The 23,359-nt window shown below is 55.3% G+C and carries 12 protein-coding genes; 3 read left to right on the top strand and 9 right to left on the bottom strand.

Annotated elements, in window-relative coordinates:
- Positions 1–587: 587 nt before the first annotated feature.
- Together OQ371_RS13270 and OQ371_RS13265 are read left to right on the top strand one after the other, a co-directional pair.
- Positions 588–3,566, top strand: a complete 2,979-nt coding sequence (locus OQ371_RS13270; protein WP_265994255.1) for a SusC/RagA family TonB-linked outer membrane protein — start codon at positions 588–590, stop codon at positions 3,564–3,566.
- A gap of 56 nt (positions 3,567–3,622) precedes the next feature.
- The gene (locus tag OQ371_RS13265) at positions 3,623–5,200 is read left to right on the top strand and encodes a SusD/RagB family nutrient-binding outer membrane lipoprotein (protein WP_265994254.1); all 1,578 of its coding nucleotides are present in this window, start codon (positions 3,623–3,625) and stop codon (positions 5,198–5,200) included.
- Positions 5,201–5,324: 124 nt separating this feature from the next.
- On the opposite strand, the gene OQ371_RS13260 is transcribed toward OQ371_RS13265, so the two are convergent.
- The 6 genes from OQ371_RS13260 to OQ371_RS13235 all read right to left on the bottom strand — a co-directional run bounded on the left by OQ371_RS13260 (position 5,325) and on the right by OQ371_RS13235 (position 14,869).
- Positions 5,325–5,621 (bottom strand): hypothetical protein, encoded by a 297-nt coding sequence (locus OQ371_RS13260; RefSeq protein WP_265994253.1) that lies wholly within the window; start codon positions 5,619–5,621, stop codon positions 5,325–5,327.
- A 73-nt stretch (positions 5,622–5,694) separates the two neighbouring features.
- Positions 5,695–8,121, bottom strand: coding sequence for an FtsX-like permease family protein (locus tag OQ371_RS13255; RefSeq protein WP_265994251.1), 2,427 nt, complete (start codon positions 8,119–8,121; stop codon positions 5,695–5,697).
- A 45-nt stretch (positions 8,122–8,166) separates the two neighbouring features.
- A complete protein-coding gene (locus tag OQ371_RS13250) occupies positions 8,167–10,617 on the bottom strand; it encodes an ABC transporter permease (protein WP_265994250.1) in 2,451 nt (816 codons plus the stop codon).
- A gap of 22 nt (positions 10,618–10,639) precedes the next feature.
- On the bottom strand, positions 10,640–13,066 hold the full coding sequence (locus OQ371_RS13245; protein WP_265994249.1) for an ABC transporter permease: 2,427 nt from the start codon (positions 13,064–13,066) through the stop codon (positions 10,640–10,642).
- Between the two features lie 187 nt (positions 13,067–13,253).
- The gene (gene fdhA, locus OQ371_RS13240) at positions 13,254–14,444 is read right to left on the bottom strand and encodes a formaldehyde dehydrogenase, glutathione-independent (protein WP_265994248.1); all 1,191 of its coding nucleotides are present in this window, start codon (positions 14,442–14,444) and stop codon (positions 13,254–13,256) included.
- A 20-nt stretch (positions 14,445–14,464) separates the two neighbouring features.
- Positions 14,465–14,869, bottom strand: a complete 405-nt coding sequence (locus tag OQ371_RS13235; protein ID WP_265994247.1) for a GlcG/HbpS family heme-binding protein — start codon at positions 14,867–14,869, stop codon at positions 14,465–14,467.
- Positions 14,870–15,037: 168 nt separating this feature from the next.
- On the opposite strand from OQ371_RS13235, the gene OQ371_RS13230 reads away from it, so the two are divergent.
- Complete coding sequence (locus OQ371_RS13230; protein ID WP_265994246.1) at positions 15,038–15,967, top strand: AraC family transcriptional regulator; 930 nt, start codon at positions 15,038–15,040, stop codon at positions 15,965–15,967.
- A 42-nt stretch (positions 15,968–16,009) separates the two neighbouring features.
- Here OQ371_RS13230 and OQ371_RS13225 read toward each other — a convergent pair whose 3' ends face one another.
- From OQ371_RS13225 to OQ371_RS13215, 3 genes are all read right to left on the bottom strand, one after another.
- Positions 16,010–18,385 carry an FtsX-like permease family protein gene (locus OQ371_RS13225; RefSeq protein ID WP_265994245.1) on the bottom strand — a complete coding sequence of 792 codons (2,376 nt, stop codon included), beginning with the start codon at positions 18,383–18,385 and terminating at the stop codon, positions 16,010–16,012.
- Positions 18,386–18,461: 76 nt separating this feature from the next.
- Positions 18,462–20,870: an ABC transporter permease gene (locus OQ371_RS13220; RefSeq protein WP_265994244.1), complete on the bottom strand. Its 2,409-nt coding sequence runs from the start codon at positions 20,868–20,870 to the stop codon at positions 18,462–18,464.
- 69 nt (positions 20,871–20,939) lie between these two features.
- Positions 20,940–23,312, bottom strand: a complete 2,373-nt coding sequence (locus OQ371_RS13215) for an ABC transporter permease (protein ID WP_265994243.1) — start codon at positions 23,310–23,312, stop codon at positions 20,940–20,942.
- Positions 23,313–23,359: the final 47 nt, after the last annotated feature.

The following is a 23,359-nucleotide window of genomic DNA, read 5'->3' as shown; positions in this document are numbered from 1 at the left end:
AGCCGTGTAAAGATCATCCAGCGATTACGCAGGGGAAGCTTCATTTTAAGCCTGAATAATGAATCAAAGGGAGCGCCCCTGTTTCTGAGAGTAGAAAAAACGCTGCGCGTTTTTGTAAATGAATTGCAAAAATTATTACTTTTCCCATAAAACAACCTACATTAGGTTGCTACCATCTCTAAACTATGCTTATGTATTTTACCTCTACTTTGCCCGTGCTCTGCGGTTTTTGGAAGAAGCCCCGTTCTTTAGAAAAGTTTTAAAAAACAAATTTTTCTACTAATAACCCGACCATTTACCCAAGTAAATGCTATTTTAAGCCACTGAAAAGAAATATTATTATATAATATAACTTTTCCACAAAACAATTATCCTTTCCACACCTCCTCTTCGAAAATATGTACTTAACCGTAAATTACCATTTCTAAATCACAATTACCCTTATGCAAAAACCAGTACATCTTCTAACGCAGAAAATGTCGACTTCCCGCAGTTTACGCCGATGCACGCTTTTGGCGCTTGCGGCTACCTGCACGGCATTTCTAACTCCTCAACCACCCGCCCATGCTAAATTGAAGGGAGACGAAGTGAACGCTCCACTTGCCAAAGACATTACCGGAACGGTGAAAGACGCAAACGGCGCCGGCATTCCGGGTGTAAACATTGTGATCAAAGGAACCACCAAGGGTACGACGACCAACAGCGCCGGTCAGTATTCCCTCACGGTTGACAACAACGCGACGGTTTTGATTTTCTCGTTCATCGGGTCCATCACGCAGGAAATTGTCGTGGGCGATCGTTCGGTGATCGACGTGATGCTCCAGGAAGACTCCAAGCAGTTGAACGAGGTCGTCGTAACGGCCCTCGGTATTGAGCGGAATGCTAAAACGCTGACTTATGCCACCCAGCAGATTGATGGTAAGAAGCTGGTGGATGTACGGGATGCCAACTTCGTGAACACGCTCTCGGGTAAAGTGGCCGGTATGGTGGTTACGCAGGGCTCATCGGGTCCGGGTTCGGCCACGCGGGTGGTGCTGCGCGGAAACCGCTCCATTACGGGTAACAACAACGCGCTGTTCGTGATTGACGGCGTGCCGGTGGACAACACCGTTCGGGGTCAGGTAAGCAGTGACTTCGGGGGGATTAACGGCAGCGACGGCGCCAACAACATCAACCCGGACGACATCGAATCCATGAACGTGCTGAAAGGCCCGGCGGCTTCGGCGCTGTACGGTTCGCGCGCGGCCAACGGGGTCATTATGATCACCACCAAAAAAGGGAAAGCCGGAAAAGTATCGGTAGATGTCAACTCCGGCGTACAGACCGAAAGCCCTTTCATGCTGCCAAAACTGCAAAATACCTACGGACAGGGAGCGGGCGGTAAATCCAGCGAAAATGCAGCCGCAAGCTGGGGAGCACCGGCCACAACCTATCCGAACAACGTCAAGGACTTCTTCCGGAATGCCATCTCAACGAACAATTCGGTAGGAATCGCGGGGGGTACCGACAAGGTTCAAACTTACGCTTCGTATACCCACAACTACAACCAGGGCATTCTGCCGAACAACGACCTGGTGCGTCACACGCTGAACCTGCGGCTCAATTCGCAGATCACAAAACGCCTGACAACCGACGCCAAGATTACCTACATCAACCAGAAAGTTGATAACAAACCGCGGTCGGGTGAGGAAAGCTCCGTGACGATGAACCTCTACAAAGTGCCCCGCAGCGTGGATCTGATCGGCCAGTACAGCGCGTTTGAAGATGCAAACGGAAAACCCACTTACTGGACCAGCTCCGGGATTTACATGAACCCGTACTGGACCCTCAACCGGACGTTTGCCCAGGAAACCCGCAACCGGGTAACGGCCCTCGGATCAGCCAAATATGACATCACCGACTGGCTGAACGTGCAGGGACGGCTCAGCTACGACTGGTACACCGACCGCAACTCACAGTCTTACTCCAACAATACGCTGCTGTTTGCCGGTGCGGGTGGTTCATACCAGGAGTTTTCGCTCGACCAGCTGGAGCGTAACATGGACGTGATCATTTCCGGAAACAACAAGATCAGCAACGACTTCGCCATTACCTACAACGCCGGAGCGGGTCAGACATACAACCGCTTTTCGCAGGTCGGCGCCAGCACCAACGGCCTGTCGGTCGCCAACCGCTTTGACCTGTCCTTTGCTTCCGCGCTGACCCAGATTACCGGTTTCAGCCAGAAAGAACTGCAATACGTTTTCGGAACAGCTTCGGTTTCGTTCCGCGACTACCTGACGGTTGATGCATCGGTTCGGAACGACTGGTCATCCACGCTGCCGCCACCGTATTCGTATATTTACTCGTCGTTCGGAGCCAACTTCATTCTGTCTGACGCCGTGAAGCTGCCTAGCTGGATCAGTTTTGCCAAAGTTCGGGGCTCGTGGGCGCAGGTGGGTAACGATGCCGCACCGTACAGCCTGGCGCAAACGTACGTTTTCTCGCAAGGGGGAACCGGTGGTTTCATTTCGCGCAGCACCCAGCGCCCAGCGGAAAACCTGAAGCCCGAGATTTCGTCATCGACCGAAATTGGCGCGGACCTGCGTTTCCTGAATGGCCGGTTAGGTGTCGACTTCACTTACTACAACAGCAACACGGTCAACCAGTTGCTGTCGTTGGGCTTGGCCCCGGCATCGGGTTTTGCCACCCAGTTTGTAAACGCCGGAAAGATCAACAACAAAGGGTTTGAGCTGACGCTGACGGCTTCTCCGCTGAAAGGCAACGCGCTGACCTGGGATGTGTCGTTTAACATGGCCCGCAACATCAACAAGATTATCGAGCTGTATCCGGGCATCAAATCGGCGACGCTGGGTGGTAACACCCGGACCACTACGGCTGTCGTGGCCCCTGGCGGATCATACGGTGATCTGCAGGCGTATGGCTGGGCTAAAGACGAACAAGGACGTCGGCTGGTAAACGCCAACGGTCTGCCCGTCGTGAGCGCGTTCCAGACAATCGGCAACTTCAACCCCAAACTGACGCTCGGCCTTAACAACACGTTCTCCTACAAAAACTTCGTGCTGAGCTTCCTGGTTGATGGCCGGGTGGGCGGCATTATGGTATCCGGAACGGACGGTAACCTGGCGTATGACGGAACGGCCGAATACACGCTCGAACACCGCGAAGGAGGCTGGGTACTGCCGGGCGTAACGGCTACCGGCGAAACCAACACCAAAGCGGTTACAGCCGAGCAATTCTGGCAAACCGTATCGCAGGGACGGTATACCTGGGGTGAATTCTTCGCGTATTCAACCACCAACGTCCGGCTGCGCGAGTTGTCGTTTGGCTACAACATTCCGTTCCCGCAGAACTTCTTCATCAAAAATGCCCGGTTGTCGCTGACGGCCCGCAACTTGTTCTTCCTCTACCGGGGCGATGCCCTGATGGACATTCCTGGTCTGAAAACCCGTAAGTTGCCGTTTGATCCGGATGTTAACATCAGTGCTGCCAACTACCAGGGTTCTGAATACGGCGCATTGCCTTCAACCCGCACCGTTGGTCTTAATTTGAAATTAGGATTCTGAAAATAGCCCACCTGAGAAACCTCAATTTTTAGAATCAAAACACGCTAGAAAGTATCATGAAAATGCCAGTTAATAAATTCATTAAAATGTCGATGGTCGGGCTGCTTGCGGGTTCGGCCGGAATCTGGAGCGGCTGTACCGGCGATTTTGACGAAATCAATACCAGCAAAACCGCCATTACCACGCTGACGCCCACCGAACTCCCGTACTTGTTTGCCCGGGCCCAGCAGCAGGCTTCGTATGCGGCCGGAACGTACCAAACCGCCCAGAACCTGTACGCCGACTTGTTTGCTCAGTACTTCGCCACCACGACGCCAAACTTCCAGTCGGACCGGTATTTCATGCACCCCACCTGGATCAACTCCCACTGGAACCCGATCTACACGCAGGTGGTGCCGCAGTTGAAAACCCTGTTTGACCAAACCGACCCCGCTTCGTCGCAGTACGCGCTGGCCAGCATCTGGTGGGTATTTGCTTTCCACCGGCTGACGGACTACTACGGTCCGGTACCTTACTTCGATGCGGGGATTCCGGCTAACAGTGTTAAGTACGATCCGCAGGACAAAATTTACGACGACTTCTTCAAGCGTCTGGCAGCGGCTACCCAGGTTTTAAAAGGTAAAACAACCGAAAAACCGTACGGCAGCTACGACATCATCTACGCGGGCGATGTAAACAAATGGATCAAGTTTGCCAACACCCTGCGGCTGCGGCTGGCGCTCCGGATTTCGAAAGTGGATCCGGCCCGGGCCAAAACCGAAGCGGAAGCCGCCATTGCCGGTGGCCTGTTGACGGCAACTACCGACAACGCCTACATGGTGAAAAACCTGGCGGGTGGCGACAACAACGGTCTGGCCACGATTTCTGGCTGGGGTGAATTCCGGATGAGTGCCGCGATGGAGTCCGTTCTGAAAGGGTTCGAAGATCCCCGGATTGGCATTTATTTCCAACCGGCCTTCAACACGAAAACGTACGAAGGTTTGCGGAACGGTCTCGGCCCCACGGAGCTGACCGATCCCCTGAACACGAACGACAACAATTCAAACATTGGTACGCTCTGGATTCGCAACACCGGCGCGGGTTCGGCCTGGGACCGTCAGCTGGCGGTCCGGCAGGACATCATGCACACGGCTGAAGCCCACTTTCTGCTGGCCGAAGCAGCCCTGAACGGCTGGAACACCGGGGGCGTTACGGCGCAGCAGGCTTACGAAAACGGCATCCGGGCTTCGATGGAAGGCTGGGGCATTACGGGCGCAGCGGTTGACGCCTACATCGCCAGCACGAAAACGCCCGTTGCTCCGCAGGATCAGCAAAAATCACCCCCGCTGTCGAACATTACCGTGAAGTGGGGCGCTACCGAAGCCATCCAGCGGGAACAGGTGGGCACCCAAAAGTGGCTGGCTCTGTATCCCGACGGTATTGAAGCCTGGGCGGAAGTTCGCCGGAGCCGTTTCCCGAAACTGTACTCCGTCGTTAACTCGGTGAATACGGATGTGCCGACCAGCTCGTATCCGCGCCGGATTCCGTTCCTGCTGCTTGAACAACAATCCAACACCGAAGCCGTTCAAGCCGCTGCTTCTTTGCTGAACGGGCCGGACAAGGCTTCGACGCCGTTGTGGTGGGATAAAAACTAAGCGGAAAGAGTCGTAAAAAAGGGTTGTTACACCGAGTTGATCCGAGCACATCGGGGTTTATCGGAGTTAGCGCTCCGGGTGCCTCGGATGATCTCGGATCAACTCCGGTTGTAGCAACCCTTTCTCATGATTCCTCCACGAGCAACCGGCGCTGCTTCGCCAGGTCTTCCCGTTTCACGAACGTGATGGGAACAAACTGCTCGGTGGGCGAACCGATGTAGTAGAGCGTCCAGTCCTGATCGTAGCCCGCCAGCATCTGCCGGATGCAGTCCACGCGGTCGATAGTCGGGATGTTGCAGTCTTCCCAGTAAAACAGTTCAACACGGTAATGCAATTCCTGCCGTTTACCGTTGATGGTCACTTCAATCTCGATGTCCTGTTTGCCGGGCATCGTTGGGATGGGAATAGCGATATGGGCCATAGTTATGGAAGATTGGTTTTGATAACTTCAAACCGTTTTGAATGGAAGAACCGGCAGGATTCAAACCGTTCGATCAAGAATCTTTTAAGCTGTTCACCGGATTGGCCAAAGCCGCCCTGATGCTCTGGAAGCTGACCGTGATGAAAGCAATCAGAATGGCCATAACGGCTCCGGCGGCAAAAATCCACCATTCGATATCGATCTTGTACGCAAAATTCTGCAACCATCGGTCGGTGAAATAGTAGGCAATCGGCGATGCAATCAGAATTGCCACCAGCACCAGCTTCAGGAAATCTTTGGTCAGCAGGCCAACAATACTCAGGACCGTTGCGCCCAGCACCTTCCGAACGCCCACCTCTTTCACCCGCTGGTAAGCAATCAGGGTCGAAAGGCCAAACAAACCCAGACAACTAATCACCAACGCCACGGCCGTCGCCAGGTTGATGATTCGGGCCGTATTTCGCTCGCTGGTGTACATTTCCTCCAGAGTGCTGTCGTAAAATTTGTATTTAAAGGGTTCGGTGGGGTAAAACGCTTTCCAGACGGGTTCGATTTGCCGGAGGGCCGCCTGCCACTGTTCGGGATTCGACGACTTCAATTTGATGTTGAACGTTCGCATACTTTGCTTTTCGCTCGTCAGAATCAGCGGCTCAATCTTCTGGTAAAACGTCCCGGTATGAAAATCCCGCACCACGCCCACCACCGGAATCGCCCGGCCGTCGAGCTTCTGAATGAATTTGCCGATGGCTTCCTGCGGAGACCGGAAACCGAACGCGTGCAGGGCGGCTTCGTTGAGCACATACTCCCGAACGGTATCGGCGGCCGACAGGTTTCGTCCGGCCAGCAACGGTATTTTATACAGCGCAAGCAGCGTTGTATCGATGGTCTTGTAGAACACGGATCGCTCGGTAACCTGCCCCCGGCTATTTCTATACTGAAAATTATCGCTGCTGAACGACGTGTTCATTGGCGATTCGCCCAGCGCAACACGGGCAATGCCGGGCTGTCTGGCGAGTTCCTGCTGCATCGTAAACTGCCGCCCCTGATACGCCGGGTCATTCCACAACTTCCAGGGCACCTGAACCAGCACAACCGCTTCCCGGTTGAACCCCAGGTCTTTATTCAGCAGATAATGCAATTGCCGCCCCACCAGCATGGTCCCGACAACAAACAGTTGAGCCACCACAAACTGAAACACAATCAAGCTTTTACGGAGTGTCAGCCGGTTTTTCCCGACCGATCCCGTGGCCTGTCCACGCATGATGCTCACGGCCTGCACCCGGGTGATCAGCCAGCCGGGATACACGCCCGATAAGACCGTTACGCCCAGCATCAATCCCAGCAGAAAAGCCGCAATTTTCCAGTAACTCACGTGGTTTTCCATCCCCTCCGGAATCAGTTCGTGGAACGTTGCCAGCACCCAGATCGACAGCAGATACGACAGCAAAACCGCCAGAAACGTGATCACCAGCGTTTCGCCCAGAAACTGCCGGATCAGGTGCCAGCGCGAACTGCCGAGCGTTTTCCGGATACCGATTTCTTTGGCCCGCTGCGGCACCTGCGCCGTCGTAAGGTTGATGTAATTGATGCAGGCCAGCACCAGCAGAAAAGCCGCAATGCCCATCAAACCGTACAGCACGTTCCGGTTGGCTTTCCGCATGTTCTCGCCGTATTCCGTCGAAAAGTGAACATCGGCCAGCGGCATCAGGGCGTGCCACCGCTCGAAGTGGTATTTCTTCATGTTCTCCTGGCCGTGCTGATACGATATCGCATTGATTTGTTTCAGCACCGTCGGGGAAGATGCCTTGGGGGCTAACTGGAGATACAGGCGGTTGTTGGAGCTAACTCCCCCCCACTGCGCGGCCACATCGCCTTTCGGTTCGAGCGGAAAAATTTCCTTGGCGTTGAAACTGCTCGGAAAATCCAGATCGGCCACCACCCCGGAAACCCGCACGGCCACCGTGTCGTCGTACACGATGGTCCGGCCCAGCACGTTCGCGGCTTCCACACCCGGAAAATACTCCTCAGCCCGGCTTTGGGTCAGCACCACCTTATCCGGCGCATCCAGGGCCGTAGCCACGCTCCCTGCCAGCCAGCGGTACGGCACCAGCTCAAAATACGGGCGGTTGGTCATAATCTGGTTTTTCGGCTCCGAAAACCGGTCTGCACCGGTTTTGCCCCCCGGAATTCGCGCGGATTGCGTCCATTGATCCCACACCGGCACCACCTGCTCTACACCCGGCACCTGCCGCCGGATCGCTTCGGGCAACGGTTTGGGCACCCCGGCGTTACCGCTCTCGGTTCCGTCGTATTTGAACCGGCTCACCACCCGGTAAATCCGTTCGCGGTTGGGTTGTTGCTGATCAAAGCTAAACTCGTAACTCACAATCCGGTAGATGACCCAGCAGCCGCTGATACCAATCGACAGGCCAATGATGTTCAGGGCCGTAAACAAACGGTTTCGCCAAAGATGGCGCAGGGTGGTTTTGAGAGCGTTCATCGTTAAGGTATAATCAGAGCAGGGATGGTTCAGGTTTAGAACGTTTTATTCGCTGCGTAACGACTTGACCGGATTCATCAGGGCGGCTTTGATGCTCTGGAAGCTGACCGTCAACAGGGTTACGGCCACCGCCAGAATACCCGCCAGGGCAAACATCCACCACTCCATGTCGATTTTGTACGCAAATTCGGACAGCCATTTGTTCATGGCCCACCACGCTACCGGCGAAGCAATGACCAGCGAAATCACCACCAGAATCACAAAATCCCGCGATAACAGCCCGACGATGCTGCTGACGGTGGCGCCCAGCACCTTGCGGATGCCAATCTCCTTGGTTTTCTGCTGCGTGACGAGCGACACCAGCCCGTACAAACCCAGGCACGAAATCAGAACCGCCAGCCCGGCAAAATAACCGATCAGCTTGCTCAGCCGCTGCTCGCTTTCGTATAACCGGGACAAACTTTCGTCCAGAAACGTGTAGGCAAAGCCTTTTTCGGGGAAATACCGGTCCCACTCCTGCTGAATAAACTTCAGGGTTTCCGCCCGGTTCTGCGACTGAATTTTGATGGAAAACAGCCGCAGCAAAGGCTGGTCGATGGTCATGATCATTCCTTCGATGGGGCGTTGCAGCGACTGGTTGTGAAAATCCTTCAGAACACCAATGATTTTGCCCTGCTTTCCTTCCATATTGATCGACTTGCCGACGGCGACGGCCGCCGACTTCCAGCCGAGTTGCTTCACGCCCGTTTCGTTGATGACAAAAGCCGTCGTCCGGTCCGTCGGAAACGACTCGGAAAAATCCCGTCCGGCCACGAATTTCAGGCCGTAGGTGGCGGCAAAATTGTGATCGACGCCCATCGTTCCCATGAAGATATTTTCATCCGCCGTGTGGCCTTCCGCCACGACATTCCGCCGGACCGACCCCGAACCCATGGGCTGGGTCGAAAGCGTCACCTGCCGGACACGGGGGTTCTTCAGCAGCATTTCCCGGAACGTCCGCAGCCGGAAATACGTGCTGTCGGACCGGTCGGCAAAAACATTGGTAATTTTCTCGTTGCGGGTATTGGCGGTAATGATAAAGTCTTTTTCAAAACCCAGCGGCTGGTTTTGCATGTAATGAAGTTGCCGAAACGCCACCAGCGCACCAATAATCAAGGCAATCGATGCGACAAACTGCGCCCCCAGCAACACCTGGCGCATCCGTCCGCCTTTGGCTTTCCCACTCACGAAGCTGCCTTTGAGCGTAGCAATGGGCTGAAAACCAGACACGAAAAAAGCGGGGTACGTGCCGGACAGCAAGCCCGTTGCGAGCGCAATTCCGACAAACAGCAGCATCAACCCGGCGTCGGACAGGAAATACCGGAAGGTTAATTCTTTACCCGTCAGGTTGTTGAGCGCCGGAATTAGCGCGGCAATCAAAACGAATGAAAACATCAGCGCCACGGCACTCAGCAACAGCGATTCGCCCAGGAACTGGGTGATCAACTGCTGTTTTTCGCTGCCCAGCACCTTCCGGATGCCCACCTCCTTGGCCCGTTTCAGGGAGCGGGCCGTCGACAGGTTCACGAAGTTGATGCAGGCAATCAGCAGCGTGATGAACGCAACGCCGAGGAAAACGTAAATATAGAGCATTCGTCCGGGGGCTTCCGGTGTGGCCTGGGCTGGTGAGCGAAGGTGAAAATCCTTTAGCGGCTCCAGTTTGTATTCAATGTCTTTGGCAAACTGCGCAGGTGCGTAGGTGGTCAGGAAGTTGGGAAACCGGGCGTTAACCGTCTCCGGCGACTGACCGGGCCGCAGCAACACGTAAGTGTAGCCGTGCGAGATCACCCAGTTTTGCGGCAGGTTTTGCCGCACGGCCTCGCTTTCGGTCGCGTACATGGTTTCGTAATTCGACAGCAGATCGATGTGAATGTGCGAATTATCCGGAAACTCCTCCACTACCCCCGTCACCCGCAGCGGATGGCGCCCTTCGTACAACAGCGTTTTGCCGATCGGGCTGGTTTTGCCGAAATACTTCCGCGCAATTTCGTCGGTAATGATCACCGTAAACTTGTCGTTCAAAGCCGTGCGCGGATCGCCCTCCAGAAAATGGAAGGAGAAGATATTGAGCAGGGTAGAATCGCCGAAGAAAAACCGTTCCTCATCGTATTTGATCGGCTGCGACTGCGGATTGTTTTTCATTTCAATGGTCGCACTGCTCTGAAAAACCCGCGCTGATTTCTCAATTTCCGAGAAATTGGCCGACAACAAGGGGGCGACGGGCGGTGGGGTCAGGGCCAGCGGCTCGGTCAGGCCCGCAAACTTGGGCAGGTAAGTGACCCGGTAAATCCGGTCGAATTTCTGCTGAAAGGTGTCGTAACTCAGTTCGTGCCGGACGAACAGCAGAATCAGGAAGCAGCACGTTAGCCCGACGGTGAGGCCAACGATGTTGATGGCCGAAAAACTCTTCTGCCGAAGCAGGTTTCGGTACGCAATTTTCAGGTAATTTTTAAACATGGCTCATAGGATAGGTTTGGAATTATTCGCTTCGTAAACTCTTCACCGGATTCATTAAAGCCGCCTTGATGGATTGAAAACTGACCGTCAGCAGCGCAATGCCAACGGCCAGCAGAGCCGCCAGTGCAAAGATCCACCAGGAGAGGTCGATGCGGTAGGCGAAATCCTGCAACCAGCGGTGCATGGTCCAACCCGCAACCGGAAAGGCAATCAGGACCGCAACGAGAACCAGTTTCAGGAAATCTTTCGACAGCAGGAGGACAATGCTGGCCGAACTGGCCCCCATCACTTTCCGGACGCCAATTTCTTTCGTGCGCTGCTCAGCCGTGAAGGTAGCCAGGCCGAACAGCCCCAGGCAGGCAATCACGATGGAAATTCCCGCAAAGACCGTAAAGAGGCTGCCCGTTTTCTGCTCGGATGCGTAAAGAGCCTCAAACCGCTCGTCCAGAAACGTGTACGTGAAGGGGGCCGGGGGGTTAAAAGCTGCCCATTTTTGGCGCATTGAGGCAATAACCCCGGCGGCATCGTCCACTTTCACTTTCACCTGTATTGCCCCGGAATTGTAGCCCAGCAGCATCATGAGCGGAGCAATTTTCTGCCGTGCCGACGCGTAATGAAAATCCTTCACCACGCCAATCACCGTAAACTCCTTCCGCCCCGACCGAACCAGCGTTTTGCCGATCGGGTTGGTTTTTCCCCAGCCTAGCTCCCGAACGACGGCTTCGTTGATAATAACCGCGGAAGAGTCGGTGGCAAAGGCTTTGGAAAAGTTACGCCCCTGCCGAAGTTTGATGCCCAGCGTGGGTAAGTACTGATCGTCAATGCGGAAAATAGTGGTGGAAATTTCCTTCGTATTTTCCTTCTTAACGGCGTCTTTTCCGTAAATCTGCGTCCCCTCCAGCAGATCACTGCTCAGGGGAACGCTGCGCGAAAGACTGGCCTGAACAACCCGGCTATCCTGCCGCAGCTGATCCTTAAACACGGTTTCGTTGGTTCCAAGGGTATACGTGTCGTGAATCACCAGAACCTGCTCTTTGTCAAACCCCTGCGTTTTGGTCTGCATGAATTTGAGCTGCTGATACGAAACAATCGTGGCAATAATGAGGATGGCGGAAATGGCGAACTGGAAAACGACCAGACCGCTGCGCAAACCGTTCCGGCTGCCCGTCTGGAGCACCGAACCGCCTTTTAAAACCGTCGTAATTTTTGAGAATGCTAGGAAAAAAGCCGGGTAACTGCCCGCCAGCAACCCAACGAACGCGCCCAAAACCAGCATCTCGATCAGCTTTTCCGCCTTAAAGAACGTCGCCAGTTCAATCTGCTTGCCCGCCAATTCATTAAAGAGCGGCAGAAGCATCGAGATCAGTCCGAGCGCCAGAAACAGCGCCAGAAACGTCATGATAATGGATTCAATCAGAAATTGTCCCACCAACTGCGCCTTCACCGAGCCCATCACCTTGCGAATCCCGATTTCCTTCGAGCGTTTGGCCGCCCCGGCCGTCGACAGATTTGTGAAGTTGACAATGGCTAACAGCAGGATAAAAACCGCCAGAATGCTGAAAATGTAGACGTAGTTGATGTTGCCGTTGGGCTCAAGTTCGTATTTGGTGGCCGAACGCAAATGAATGTCGGTGAGCGGTTGCAGGAAAAACCGGAACGTCTCGACCGACTTCTGCGCTTCGGCCCGACTGACGCCCATGTCGCGCTGCACTTCCGGAACGACGTGCTCGGCCACCAGTTGCGGCAATTTCGCTTCCAGTTTCTGCGGATCAGCGCCCTTTTTGAGCACCAGATAGGTGTAAGAACCGACGTTGCTCCAATCCTGCCGCTGGGCGAAGGTTTCCCCGGCCACGCTCAAAAAGAGGTCGAAGTGAAAATGACTGTTTCTCGGAACGGCTTCGATGACGCCCGTGATCTTCCGCGCCTGCTGGTCCTGCCCAAACTTCAGAATTTTGCCCAGCGCCGGTTCTGAACCGAAAAACCGTTCGGCAAAGGCTTGGGTAACCACCACGGAGCCGGGGTCGCGCAAGGCCGTTTTGGGATCGCCCGCCAGAAACGGAATGGAGAAAATGTCCAGAAAATTCGAATCGACGATGGCAATTGCTTTTTCCTTGATGTTTTTCTCCCGGTAGCGGACGAAAATCTGGTTCCACCGGAACAGGCGCGTGGATGCTTCGACTTCGGGAAATGCCTGCTGAATACCGCGCCCAACCGCCACATCCGCGTTGGGAAACTCCGTAACGGCTCCGTTGCCGGTCAGGCGAACGCCCACCCGGTAAATCTGTTCTGCCTTGACCGGATACCGGTCGTAACGGAGTTCATCGTCAACAAAAGCGGCAATGAGAAGGCAGCAGGTTAATCCGACCGACAAGCCGACGCTGTTGATGAACGAAAACACCTTGTTTTTCAGCAAATTCCGCCAGGCGATTTTAATGTAGTTGCGTATCATAGGATAAAAGCCGTGGGCAGGAGCCACGTATCATGCTAAGTCCGACCAAACCACATACCACTTATCACAACCCCCTGAAATTCAATTTTATATCGCAAGAAAATAAAATAAAATGTCCGTAAACGGACGCCGGGCGTACATTTACGGACAAGTCTTAGAAAACCGTTTTACGGACTTGCTAAGCCGCTCAGTTGGGAATCATGCCGTGCGGATCGATCACAAACTTTTTGGCGGCTCCTTTATCGAAATCCTGGTACCCCTGCGGAGCCCGGTCAAGCGTAATGACCTCCACATTAACGGCTTTGGCAATCTGGATTTTGTCGTACAGGATGGCGTTCATCAACTGCCGGTGGTACTTCATCACCGGACACTGGCCCGTGTAAAACGAGTGGGATTTGGCCCAGCCCAGCCCAATCCGGATGCTCAGGCTGCCTTCTTTGGCGGCATCGTCTTTCGCGCCGGGGTCGCCCGTAACGTACAGCCCCGGAATGCCGATGGCCCCGCCCGCCCGGGTTACGCTCATGACGGCATTCAAAACCGTAGCCGGATGTTCCGTACCGGCTTCTGAACCGTGGCCGCGCGCTTCAAACCCCACGCAATCGACCGCCGAATCGACTTCCGGTACGCCCACAATGGCGGCAATCTGATCGGCCAGCGGGGTGTCTTTCCGTAGATCGACGGTTTCGCACCCGAAGCTTCTGGCCTGTTCGAGCCGCTCGGGAATCATATCGCCGACGATGACCACGGCCGCCCCCAGCAGGTGGCAGGAAGCCGCGCAGGCCAGCCCGACCGGCCCCGCCCCGGCCACGTACACAATCGAACCCGGCCCAACGCCCGCCGAAACCGCGCCGTGGTAACCCGTCGGGAAAATATCCGACAGCAGCGTCAGATCCCGGATTTTAGCCATTGCCTGATCTTTGTCCGGAAATTTCAGCAGGTTGAAATCAGCGTAGGGCACCATGACGTATTCGGCCTGTCCGCCAACCCAGCCGCCCATGTCGACGTAGCCGTAAGCCGCACCAGGACGTGATGGATTGACATTCAGACAAATACCGGTTTGGCCGACTTTGCAGTTGCGGCATCGGCCGCAGGCAATGTTGAACGGCACCGACACCAGATCGCCGACTTTGATGAACTCCACATCCCGCCCGGCTTCGATCACCAGGCCGGTAATCTCGTGGCCCAGCACCAGCCCGGCCGGAGCCGTGGTTCGTCCGCGCACCATGTGCTGGTCGCTGCCGCAGATGTTGGTGGAGACGATTTGCAGAATAACGCCGTGTTCACATTTGCGGTCGCCGAGCGCCAGCTTCGGATACTCAATGGATTGTACTTCAACGACACCGGGTTTGATGTACGCAACACCGTGGTTTTGACACATAGTTGGAAAGGTTTAGGGGTTTATTCACTAATTGCATCAACACCGGCCTGCGCAACGGTGTGATCATTTTCAACGGTACTGCCCGACACACCAATGGCTCCGATGATTTCTCCGGATTGATCTTTAATCGGAATGCCTCCCGGGAATGTAATCAGGCCGCCGTTTGAATGTTCGATGTTGTACAGGGAACCGCCGGGTTGCGAAAGTTTGCCGATTTCGCCGGTCGGCATGTCAAAATACCGGGCCGTTCGGGCTTTCCGCTGCGAAATATCAATCGACCCCAGCCACGCACCGTCCATGTGCACAAACGCCTTCAGGTTGGCACCCGCGTCCACTACGGCGATGTTCATCAGGGTTCCGATCTCGGTTGCCTTGGCTTTGGCCGCTTTTACAGCCTGCTCTGCTTGCTCTAACGTGATGCTCATGACTTTCGGGGTTAAACTGTTTACGCCACTCGTAGCATAACTTCCTGTAAGCAAAGCTAGTAAAAGCACCCGGCGGTGAATTTACACGATAATACCAATAAATAATATTATTATCCAATCCTACTGAAAAACGAATGGCCTCTCTCCCAAAAACCGTTTCTTTAAAATATGACGACAAAACAGGCAAACCTCTGCGGCTGCAAACTGGCCCCCATCAACCTGTCCGATTCCAAAGAGCTGCATTCGTTGGTGGAGCATCGGCGTGTTTTCAACCTGAACCAGTACGAACTTAATATTTTCGAGACGTACCACCCCTGTTCCGGCGTCGTGCTATCGTACGACGGTCTGGTGATTACCAGCATGATGCGGGGCCGGAAAGTGATGTACTTGTCCGAGAGAGCAGGCTTTGATTTTCTGCCGGGTGAAACGGTTATTCTTCCCGAAGGCATCTCGATGAAGGTAGACTTTCCAGAAGCCGATGACAGGCACCCGGTGCAATGCGCCACCATTGCCCTGGACTGGCAGGTGGTCAACCAGACGCTGCATTTTCTCAACGACTATTACCCGAGGCAGGACGCCCTCGGGGAGTGGAAGTTAAACTTCAGCCAATACCATTTTTACAACAATCGGGAGCTGGCCAACGTCATGAACCGGCTCATCAGCATCAGCATGGAGGATGATCCGGCGAAGGATGCACTGGCCGATCTCACGCTCAAATCGCTCCTCATCCGGGTTATCCAGACCCAGAATATGGCACCGGTGGAAAACAGTCTACCTGCCACCAACCGCTTTGCGGCCGTTATTGACTACATCCGGGAGCACCTGACCGAGAAAATCGGGATTGACGTCCTCTGCCAGAAAGCCTGCATGAGCAAATCGGGCTTTTTCCGGTTATTCAAAGAAGATTTTGGTTTATCGCCCATGGAATACATCATCCGCGAACGCATCAACCTGGCGAAGCGCCTGCTAACCAACCCGGCCATCACCGTAACGGAGGTCTGCTACCAGGCCGGTTTCAACAACCTGCACTATTTTTCGAGGTTATTCAAGATGCTCGAAGGCACCACCCCGACTTCCTACCGGCAATCGGTCGGGTGAACTGGCGGGCAGCGATTCCCGTTGAAACCGCCCACCGCCCTCCTACTCCGTTTTCAACGATTTCGCCGGGTTCATCAAAGCCGCCTTGATGGATTGCAACGAAACCGTCAGGGCCGCCAGAACGACGGCAAAGCCACCCGCCAAAGCAAACATCCACCATGCGATGGTGACTTTGTATTCAAAATCCTGCAACCATTTATCCATTGCGTACCAGGCAACGGGGGACGCCAGCAGCATGGAAATCAGGACTAGCTTCAGGAAGTCGGTGGAGAGCAGCGTAACGATGCTGGCGACGGATGCGCCCAGCACCTTGCGAATTCCGATTTCTTTGGTGCGGGCTTCCACCGAAAATGTAATGAGTCCCAGCAGACCCAGACAGGCCACCAGCAGCGTCAGGCCCGTAAAACCGTTGAACAGCCGCATCAGTCGCTGCTCTTTTTCGTAAAGCGCGTTATAGGCGTCGTCCAGAAAATAGTAATCAAAAGGCGCTACGGGCTGGTGCCGGTCGTAGATGGCCCGAAGCGCACCGAGCGACTGCGAAACGTCGGTCTGCGGATTGAATCGAACCAGCAGATAACCGCCGTTGTCCACCAGGGTGCGGTTGGTGTCACTGGTGATGGTCAGCATCATGGGCGACACCGCCCCGCGCAGGCTATGAATGTGAAAATCAGCCACCACGCCATCCGTCCGAAACTCCTTGAACGGGGTTGCCTGCCGCAACGGATTTCCCTGAATACCGGCTTCTTTCATGACGGTTTCGTTGTAAACGGTCAGCTCGTTGGTAACCGATCCCGTCTCCCAATCGACGGGCGGATATTTCCAGCGAATGCCCATCATGCCCAAAAAGGACCGATCAACCAGCAACGTGTTCACCATCAATTGTTTTTTAGTTTGGGCGGTGCTGAGAAAGTACGTCGTTACGTCGTCCGTAAACAGCGCCGTGTTGGAAACCGCTACATTTTCGGGCCGGGCCCACTGCCGCACTTCGTCGCGCAGGGCGGGAAATTGCCGGGCCATCTCACCGTCGATGTGCACAGCCACGACCTGTGCCCGGTTGATGCCCAGGTTTTTGGTGCGTAGAAACCGCATTTGAGCGTAGAGCACGATGCTGCAAATGAGTAGCCCGATGGAAGCCGAAAACTGGACGGTAGTAAACACCCGCCGAACCTTGCTGCCGTTCCGGCCCGAACTCAGGGTTCCTTTCAGCACCTCTTGAGGCCGAAACCGCGACAACAGCAACGCGGGATAACTGCCCGCCAGCAGCGAACATCCAAGCCATAAAAAGCCGATTAGGGCCCAGTAAGGCCCCTGCCACAAGACCCGGTTGTCCATGTACAGATTCAACGCCCGGTTGGCCCACGGAAACAAGCCCTGCAAAACCAGCAACGACAGAACAAAAGCCAACGTGGTGGTCAGGAAGGATTCGGTAAAAAACTGCCCGATCAACTCGTTGCGCTGTCCGCCCACGGCTTTCCGAACGCCTACTTCGCGGGCGCGTTTGGTGGCGCGGGCGGTGGTTAGACTGACGTAGTTGATGACGGCCAGCACCAGAATCAGCAGGGCAACGGTCAATAGGATGTAGAGCGACTGCCGGGCGCCCTGCTGCGCAATCCGGCTGTCCAGGTGCAGCGATGGCAGTCCTTCGAGAACGTACTTCGCCGACTGGTCTGTAAACTTCAAGCCGCTTTTAACCTGTTGCAGATTTTTCACCACCTGATTTACGTTCGCACCCGGACGCAGCACAAGGTACGTCGTCAGAAAACCGGCATATTGGTAGCTGTGCCTGTAGCGCGGCCCCAGCGTCGGCATTGACGATAACGAAACCAGCGCATTGAAACCGATGACGCTCTGGGTGGGCAATTCATCAACAACGCCCGAGACCATCAGCGGATGATGTTTGTCGAATAGCAGCGTTTTACCCAGCGGATTCTGGCGACCGAAATATTTCTCGGCCAGTTGGCGCGTCAGCACAATGCGCCCCGGTTCGCGGAGGGCGGTTCTGGCGTCTCCCTGAAGCAGCCGAACTCCCATCACCGCCAGCAGGGGCGCATCGGCGAAACCAATATTTTCCTCTTTAAACCGGTGATTGGCGTCGGCTTGCAGGACCACATCACCCAGGCCGTCGGTCATCCGCACGACTTCCTCTACCTCCGGAATCTGGCGTTTAATGGCCGTACCGACGGATTCATGCATTCCCGGAAACGACACATCCTGGCCGCCATAGTTCGAGACGGACAGGATGCGGTACGTCCGGTCGGCAAACGGATGGTGCCGGTCGTAGTGAAACTCGTGCCAGACGTACAGGGCAATGAACGTGCTGACGGCCAGCCCGACGGTCAGTCCAAGAATGTTCAGGAAGCTGAACAACCGATTCGCCCGCAGTTGGCGAAAGGCAATTTTGAGGTAGTTGAAAAACATACGCTGTCGAACGGTCTGAACAAAGTTGGCTGAACCGGAATTCCGCGGGTAAAAACGGGCCACCCGCCGGAATAAACTAGTCGGTTTTCAATGATTTCACGGGATTCATCAGGGCGGCTTTGATGCTCTGGAAACTGACCGTCAGGAAGGCAATGCCAACGGCAATCAGGGCAGCGATCACGAACACCCACCCGGTTACGTCTACGCGGTAGGCAAAATCCTGCAACCAGCGGTTCATGGCCCACCACGCCAGCGGTGATGCCAGCACAATGGCAGCGACGACAAGTTTTAGAAAATCTTTGGAAAGCAGCAGCACAATGCTCGGCACCGATGCGCCCAGCACTTTGCGGATGCCAATTTCTTTGGTGCGTTGCGCGGTGGTGTAGGCCGACAACCCAAACAGGCCCAGGCAAGCCAGCAAAACCGAAAGGCTCGCAAAAACCGTAAAGATTTTGCCCGTACGGGCTTCAGCGGAATAGAGTTTGTCAAATTCTTCGTCCAGAAACTCGTATTCGAAAGGCCGACCGGAAACGATTGTTTTCCATTTCTCCTCCAGAAACTGAAGCGTACCGGGCAACCGGCTTCCCGACAGCTTGACCAGCACAACGTGGCCGCCGTCTTCCGGAAACAGCACCAGCGAACTGATTTTCTGCTTCATGGAGGCAAAATGAAAATCTTCGACCACCGCGCCCACTTCGCCCCGTCGTCCGTACCCCATGTCCATTTTCTGACCGATGGCTTCCTGGGGTGACTTCCAGCCGAGTTCCTTCACCGCCGATTCGTTCAGGATGAAATGATAGTACGTCAGGCTGTCCACGCCGGGCACGGTGGCCCGTTGAAAATCATTCGCCGTCAGATCACGACCGGCCACAATCCGCAGATTCATGGTTTTAACGAAATCCTCATCAACCGGCAGGGCCGTCACGGATTTATACTGGTCATCCGGCATTCCCACCCGGTGCATGCTGTAACCCCCATTAATGAAAACCGGCGATTCGTACGCCCGCGCCACCTGCTTAACATCGGCGTTTTGCTTAAATTCGGATTTTAGCGCCCGGATCTTTTCGTTCACCTGCTGGTCGGCGGGCAGCACCAGGACGTGTTCCTTGCTGTACCCGAGCTTTTTATCATGAATGTACGACAACTGGTTGCGGACCAGCAGGGTGCAGACAATCAGAAAAGCCGTGATTGCAAACTGGAATACGATCAGCACCCGGCGGAATTGCCCGGCCCCGGCGGTTTTCAAATGGCCTTTCAGAACGCGGACCGGCTCAAACCGGGCCAGGACCAGCGCCGGGTAACCACCCGCGACGAGACTAACCAGTCCGCCAACGCCCACCAGGCCCGCTCCACTCGCCGGCCGCATCAGTACCTCGAACGAGAAGGAACGGCCGGACAGATCGTTGAAAAACGGCAGACTCAGATAAACCAGCAACAGGCCGACCAGCAGGGCCATAAACGTTACCAGGAGCGATTCCCCCATAAACTGCCCGAACAACTGGGTCCGCTGCGCCCCCATCACTTTCCGAACGCCCACCTCCTGCGCCCGCTCCACGGCCCGCGATGTGGCCAGATTGATGTAATTAACGCAGGCAATGACCAGAATCAACACGGCTACCGAGCCAAAAATGTAGATGTAAAGCAGATCGCCGTTGGGCTCGAAACTCCCTTCCACGTCCGAATGCAGGTGAACCTGACGAAGCGGCTCCAGACTGTAAGTTAAATAGTTACCACCCGTCATTCCGTTCGGCCCAAACTGCGTTTTCATAAAGCCCGGAATTTTGGCCTGTAGCGTTGCAATGGACTCCGGTTTGCGCAACAATAGATACGTCGCGTAATTGGCCGACCACCACTGCTCTTCTTTGGAAGCCGACAGGGATGTAAACGACGCCAGCAGATCGTACTGGATCTGCGAATGGCTCGGGCAATCGTCCACCACCCCGGTCACCGCGTACTCTTTATCGCCACCTCCGGCGTTGATCCGCACGGTTTTTCCGACCGGATTCTGACTGCCAAAATACTTTTTCGCCGTTGACTCCGACAAAACCACCAGATTAGGCCCGGCCAGGACGGTTTTCGGATTGCCCTGCTTCAACGGGAACGAAAAGATGGAAAACAGGGCGGAGTCGGCATACACAACCCGTTTTTCGCTAAACCGCCGGTCTTCGTAACTAACCACCGCCGGACGGCTCTCCATGCGAACGCCGGATTCGACTTCCGGAAACTGGCGCCCAAACTCCGGTGCTACTTTGGTACCGGTTTGCGGCACCCGGCTCACCTGGCCTTCCATGCTGTACTCCATCACCACGCGCACGATCCGATCAGCATTGGAGTGGAAGTTATCGTAGCTCAGTTCGTGCGAAATATAGATAAACAGCAGCAGGCAGGACGCCAGCCCGACGGCCAGGCCAAACACGTTGATTCCGGAAAAAACCTTGTTTCTCCGCAGGTTTCGAAAGGCGATTTTAAAATAATTCCGTAGCATCACAGTAGGTATTATGGATATATTCGCTGGCTGATTCTGAATGCATCTAAAGGATGTGGGTCAACCGGTTTATTCGCCCCGCAACACATCCGCTGGTTTTATCCGGGTAGCCCTTGCAGTTTGCGAGAGGACGGTCAACCCGCCCACCAGCACCACCAGGCCAAACCCGACCAGCAAATTGACCGGCCCCAGGTCAACCCCGGAAGCCATCCGGTCGCGCAGCAGTTTTCCGCAGAACCAGCCCGCCGGTAGCCCAAAAACGCCCGCCCACAACAGCAGTTTAACAAACGTTTTTGAGAGCGTCCAGATCACCTCCCCGGAACTCGCACCCAGCGTCCGACGAATACCGATCTCGCGGATTCGTACTTCCACCGCGTAAGCCGAGATGCCCAGAATGCCCAGACAGGCCACCAGCATAACCAGTCCGCAGAAGAAGCCGAAAAACAGATTTATCGTCCCGAGTCCTTTCTGAAAATCCTCGTTGATTTTTTCATCATACTGGTAGACTTCGGGCAGGCGGTCGGGTACGCGGTCCTGCCAGATCCGGCGGCTGGCTTCCAGAACCGCGGACTCGCTACCGGGTTCGGTTTCCAGAGCCAGCAACGAAGCCTGAGCGGGTTTGTACCGATAAACCGTGGGCGGAATGGGCGACAACTGAGCGTCGGGCTCGGCCAGCACGCCCGCAATCTGCACATCGACGGAGTCGATCCGAATGCGCTGCCCAACGGCGGTTTCGGGTTTGTTGCCGGGCAGTTGACGCGCCAGTTGCTCGTTCACCAGCACGTATTGCTCCTGCGTGGGCGACAGATTCGGCGGCAGGTTGCGACCCGCCTGCATCGTCAGCCCAAAAACAGAAACGTAGTTTTCATCAATGGCTTTGGAAAACACGGCCTTTGGCGACGTTCCGGCTACCTGCAACGTACAGGGAATGGTGGCCGGGTAAATGGCCACCTGGCTCGTGGCCGTAACGCGCCGAACCTGACTGAGTTGCTCCAACTGCGGTTTAACCGTTTCTGCCGGTACTCCCCGCAGCGACAAAAGCACGACATTTGTGGGCAATACGCTCCGGAGCTGGTCGCTGGTATGAATACCGGCATCGCGCAGAACCACCAGAAAAACCATCAGCATGGTTGTAACGGCAAACTGAATGACGATCAGAACCCGGTAAAAACCAACACTCTGGAACAGCCGAACCGTTTGCAGATTCCGCAGCACCTGGACGGGCTGCAACCGGGACAGCAAGCCCGCCGGAACACCCCCGGCGACCACACCCGTCAGCAGTGCATACAGCAACAGCCAGCTCAGTAGCTGAATGTCCGGCCAGGACGCCTGCCCTTCGGATTCGGGCAACCAGCCGGAGTTGACCACCGTGTGCCAGAGGATTAATCCAACCAGCAGCGAAAACAACGCGATGATCGTCGATTCGGTCAGGAACTGGCCCAAAATCTGTCTTCCCAGCGCCCCGCTGGCTTTTCGAATGCCAACTTCTTTGGCCCGGGTGAGTGAACGCGCCAGCGAAAGGCTCGTATAATTAAAAGCCGCCAGCAGGGTCAGGGCGGCAATCAAAAACAAACTCTGACGAATACCGGTCCAGTTCATGCCCGCGTGCCGGTCATTCTGAATGGCCGGGTTCCAGGGCGTAATGTCTTCAATGGGCTGCGCCGAAAAAGCCAGCGCCGTCTGGTGGTCCGCAGCGTTGGGTTTTTGCCCCATCCGACCCACCAACTGGCTGAACGTTGCCGCATCATCGGCGGATTTGAGCAGGGCGTACGTAGCCGTGGTTTTGTAATCCGCCCACTGATCCGACAGCACCGGGATCCGGCCCGCTTTCTCCAGGCTCCGGGCGGCTTGCAGCGAGAAAACCGCTTCAACGGGCAGGTGCGTGCGCAGGGGTGGCTCCTGAATGATGCCGGCCACCGCAAAACGGCCCAAGCCATCAAACAACACCGTCTGCCCCACCGCGTTCTGTTCCCCGAAAAGCCGGGATGCCACGCGCTGACTCAGTAAAACCGTCTGCGGGGATTGTAAAGCCGTACTGGCATTGCCCGTTGCCAGCGAAAAACCGAAAACCCGAAAAAAGGAAGGTTCGGTGAAAGCCGTATTAACCGCTATTTCACCCCGATCCGTCAGCACACGGACGCTCCCGCCCTGCCGCACCTGCACCACCTCTTCGACCATACTCATCTGCCGGATCGGAGCCGCAACGGGCTGCGGGGTTGTGGCCCAGCGCGTCCGCCCCTCGGGCGTGCTGGCGTCGGTCAGCACCCGGAAGGTACGGTCCAGGAACGGGTGAAAATGATCGGTTTCGAAGCCCTCTTTCAGATTGATCAGCATACCGATTCCGACGGCCATGCTGAGCGATAGCCCAACGATGTTGACGAGCGAAAACAGCTTGTTGCGCCGGAGGTTGCGGAAGGCAATTTTGAGGTAGTTCTGTAGCATATCAACAGCGCTCTTGAACGGAGACGGATGAAGGTTTGATGAAAACG

It is taken from the genome of Larkinella insperata (assembly GCF_026248825.1).
GTDB lineage: Bacteria > Bacteroidota > Bacteroidia > Cytophagales > Spirosomataceae > Larkinella > Larkinella insperata.
Note: the sequence above shows the minus strand (reverse complement) of the source record. Positions and strands in the feature narration are given on the sequence as shown.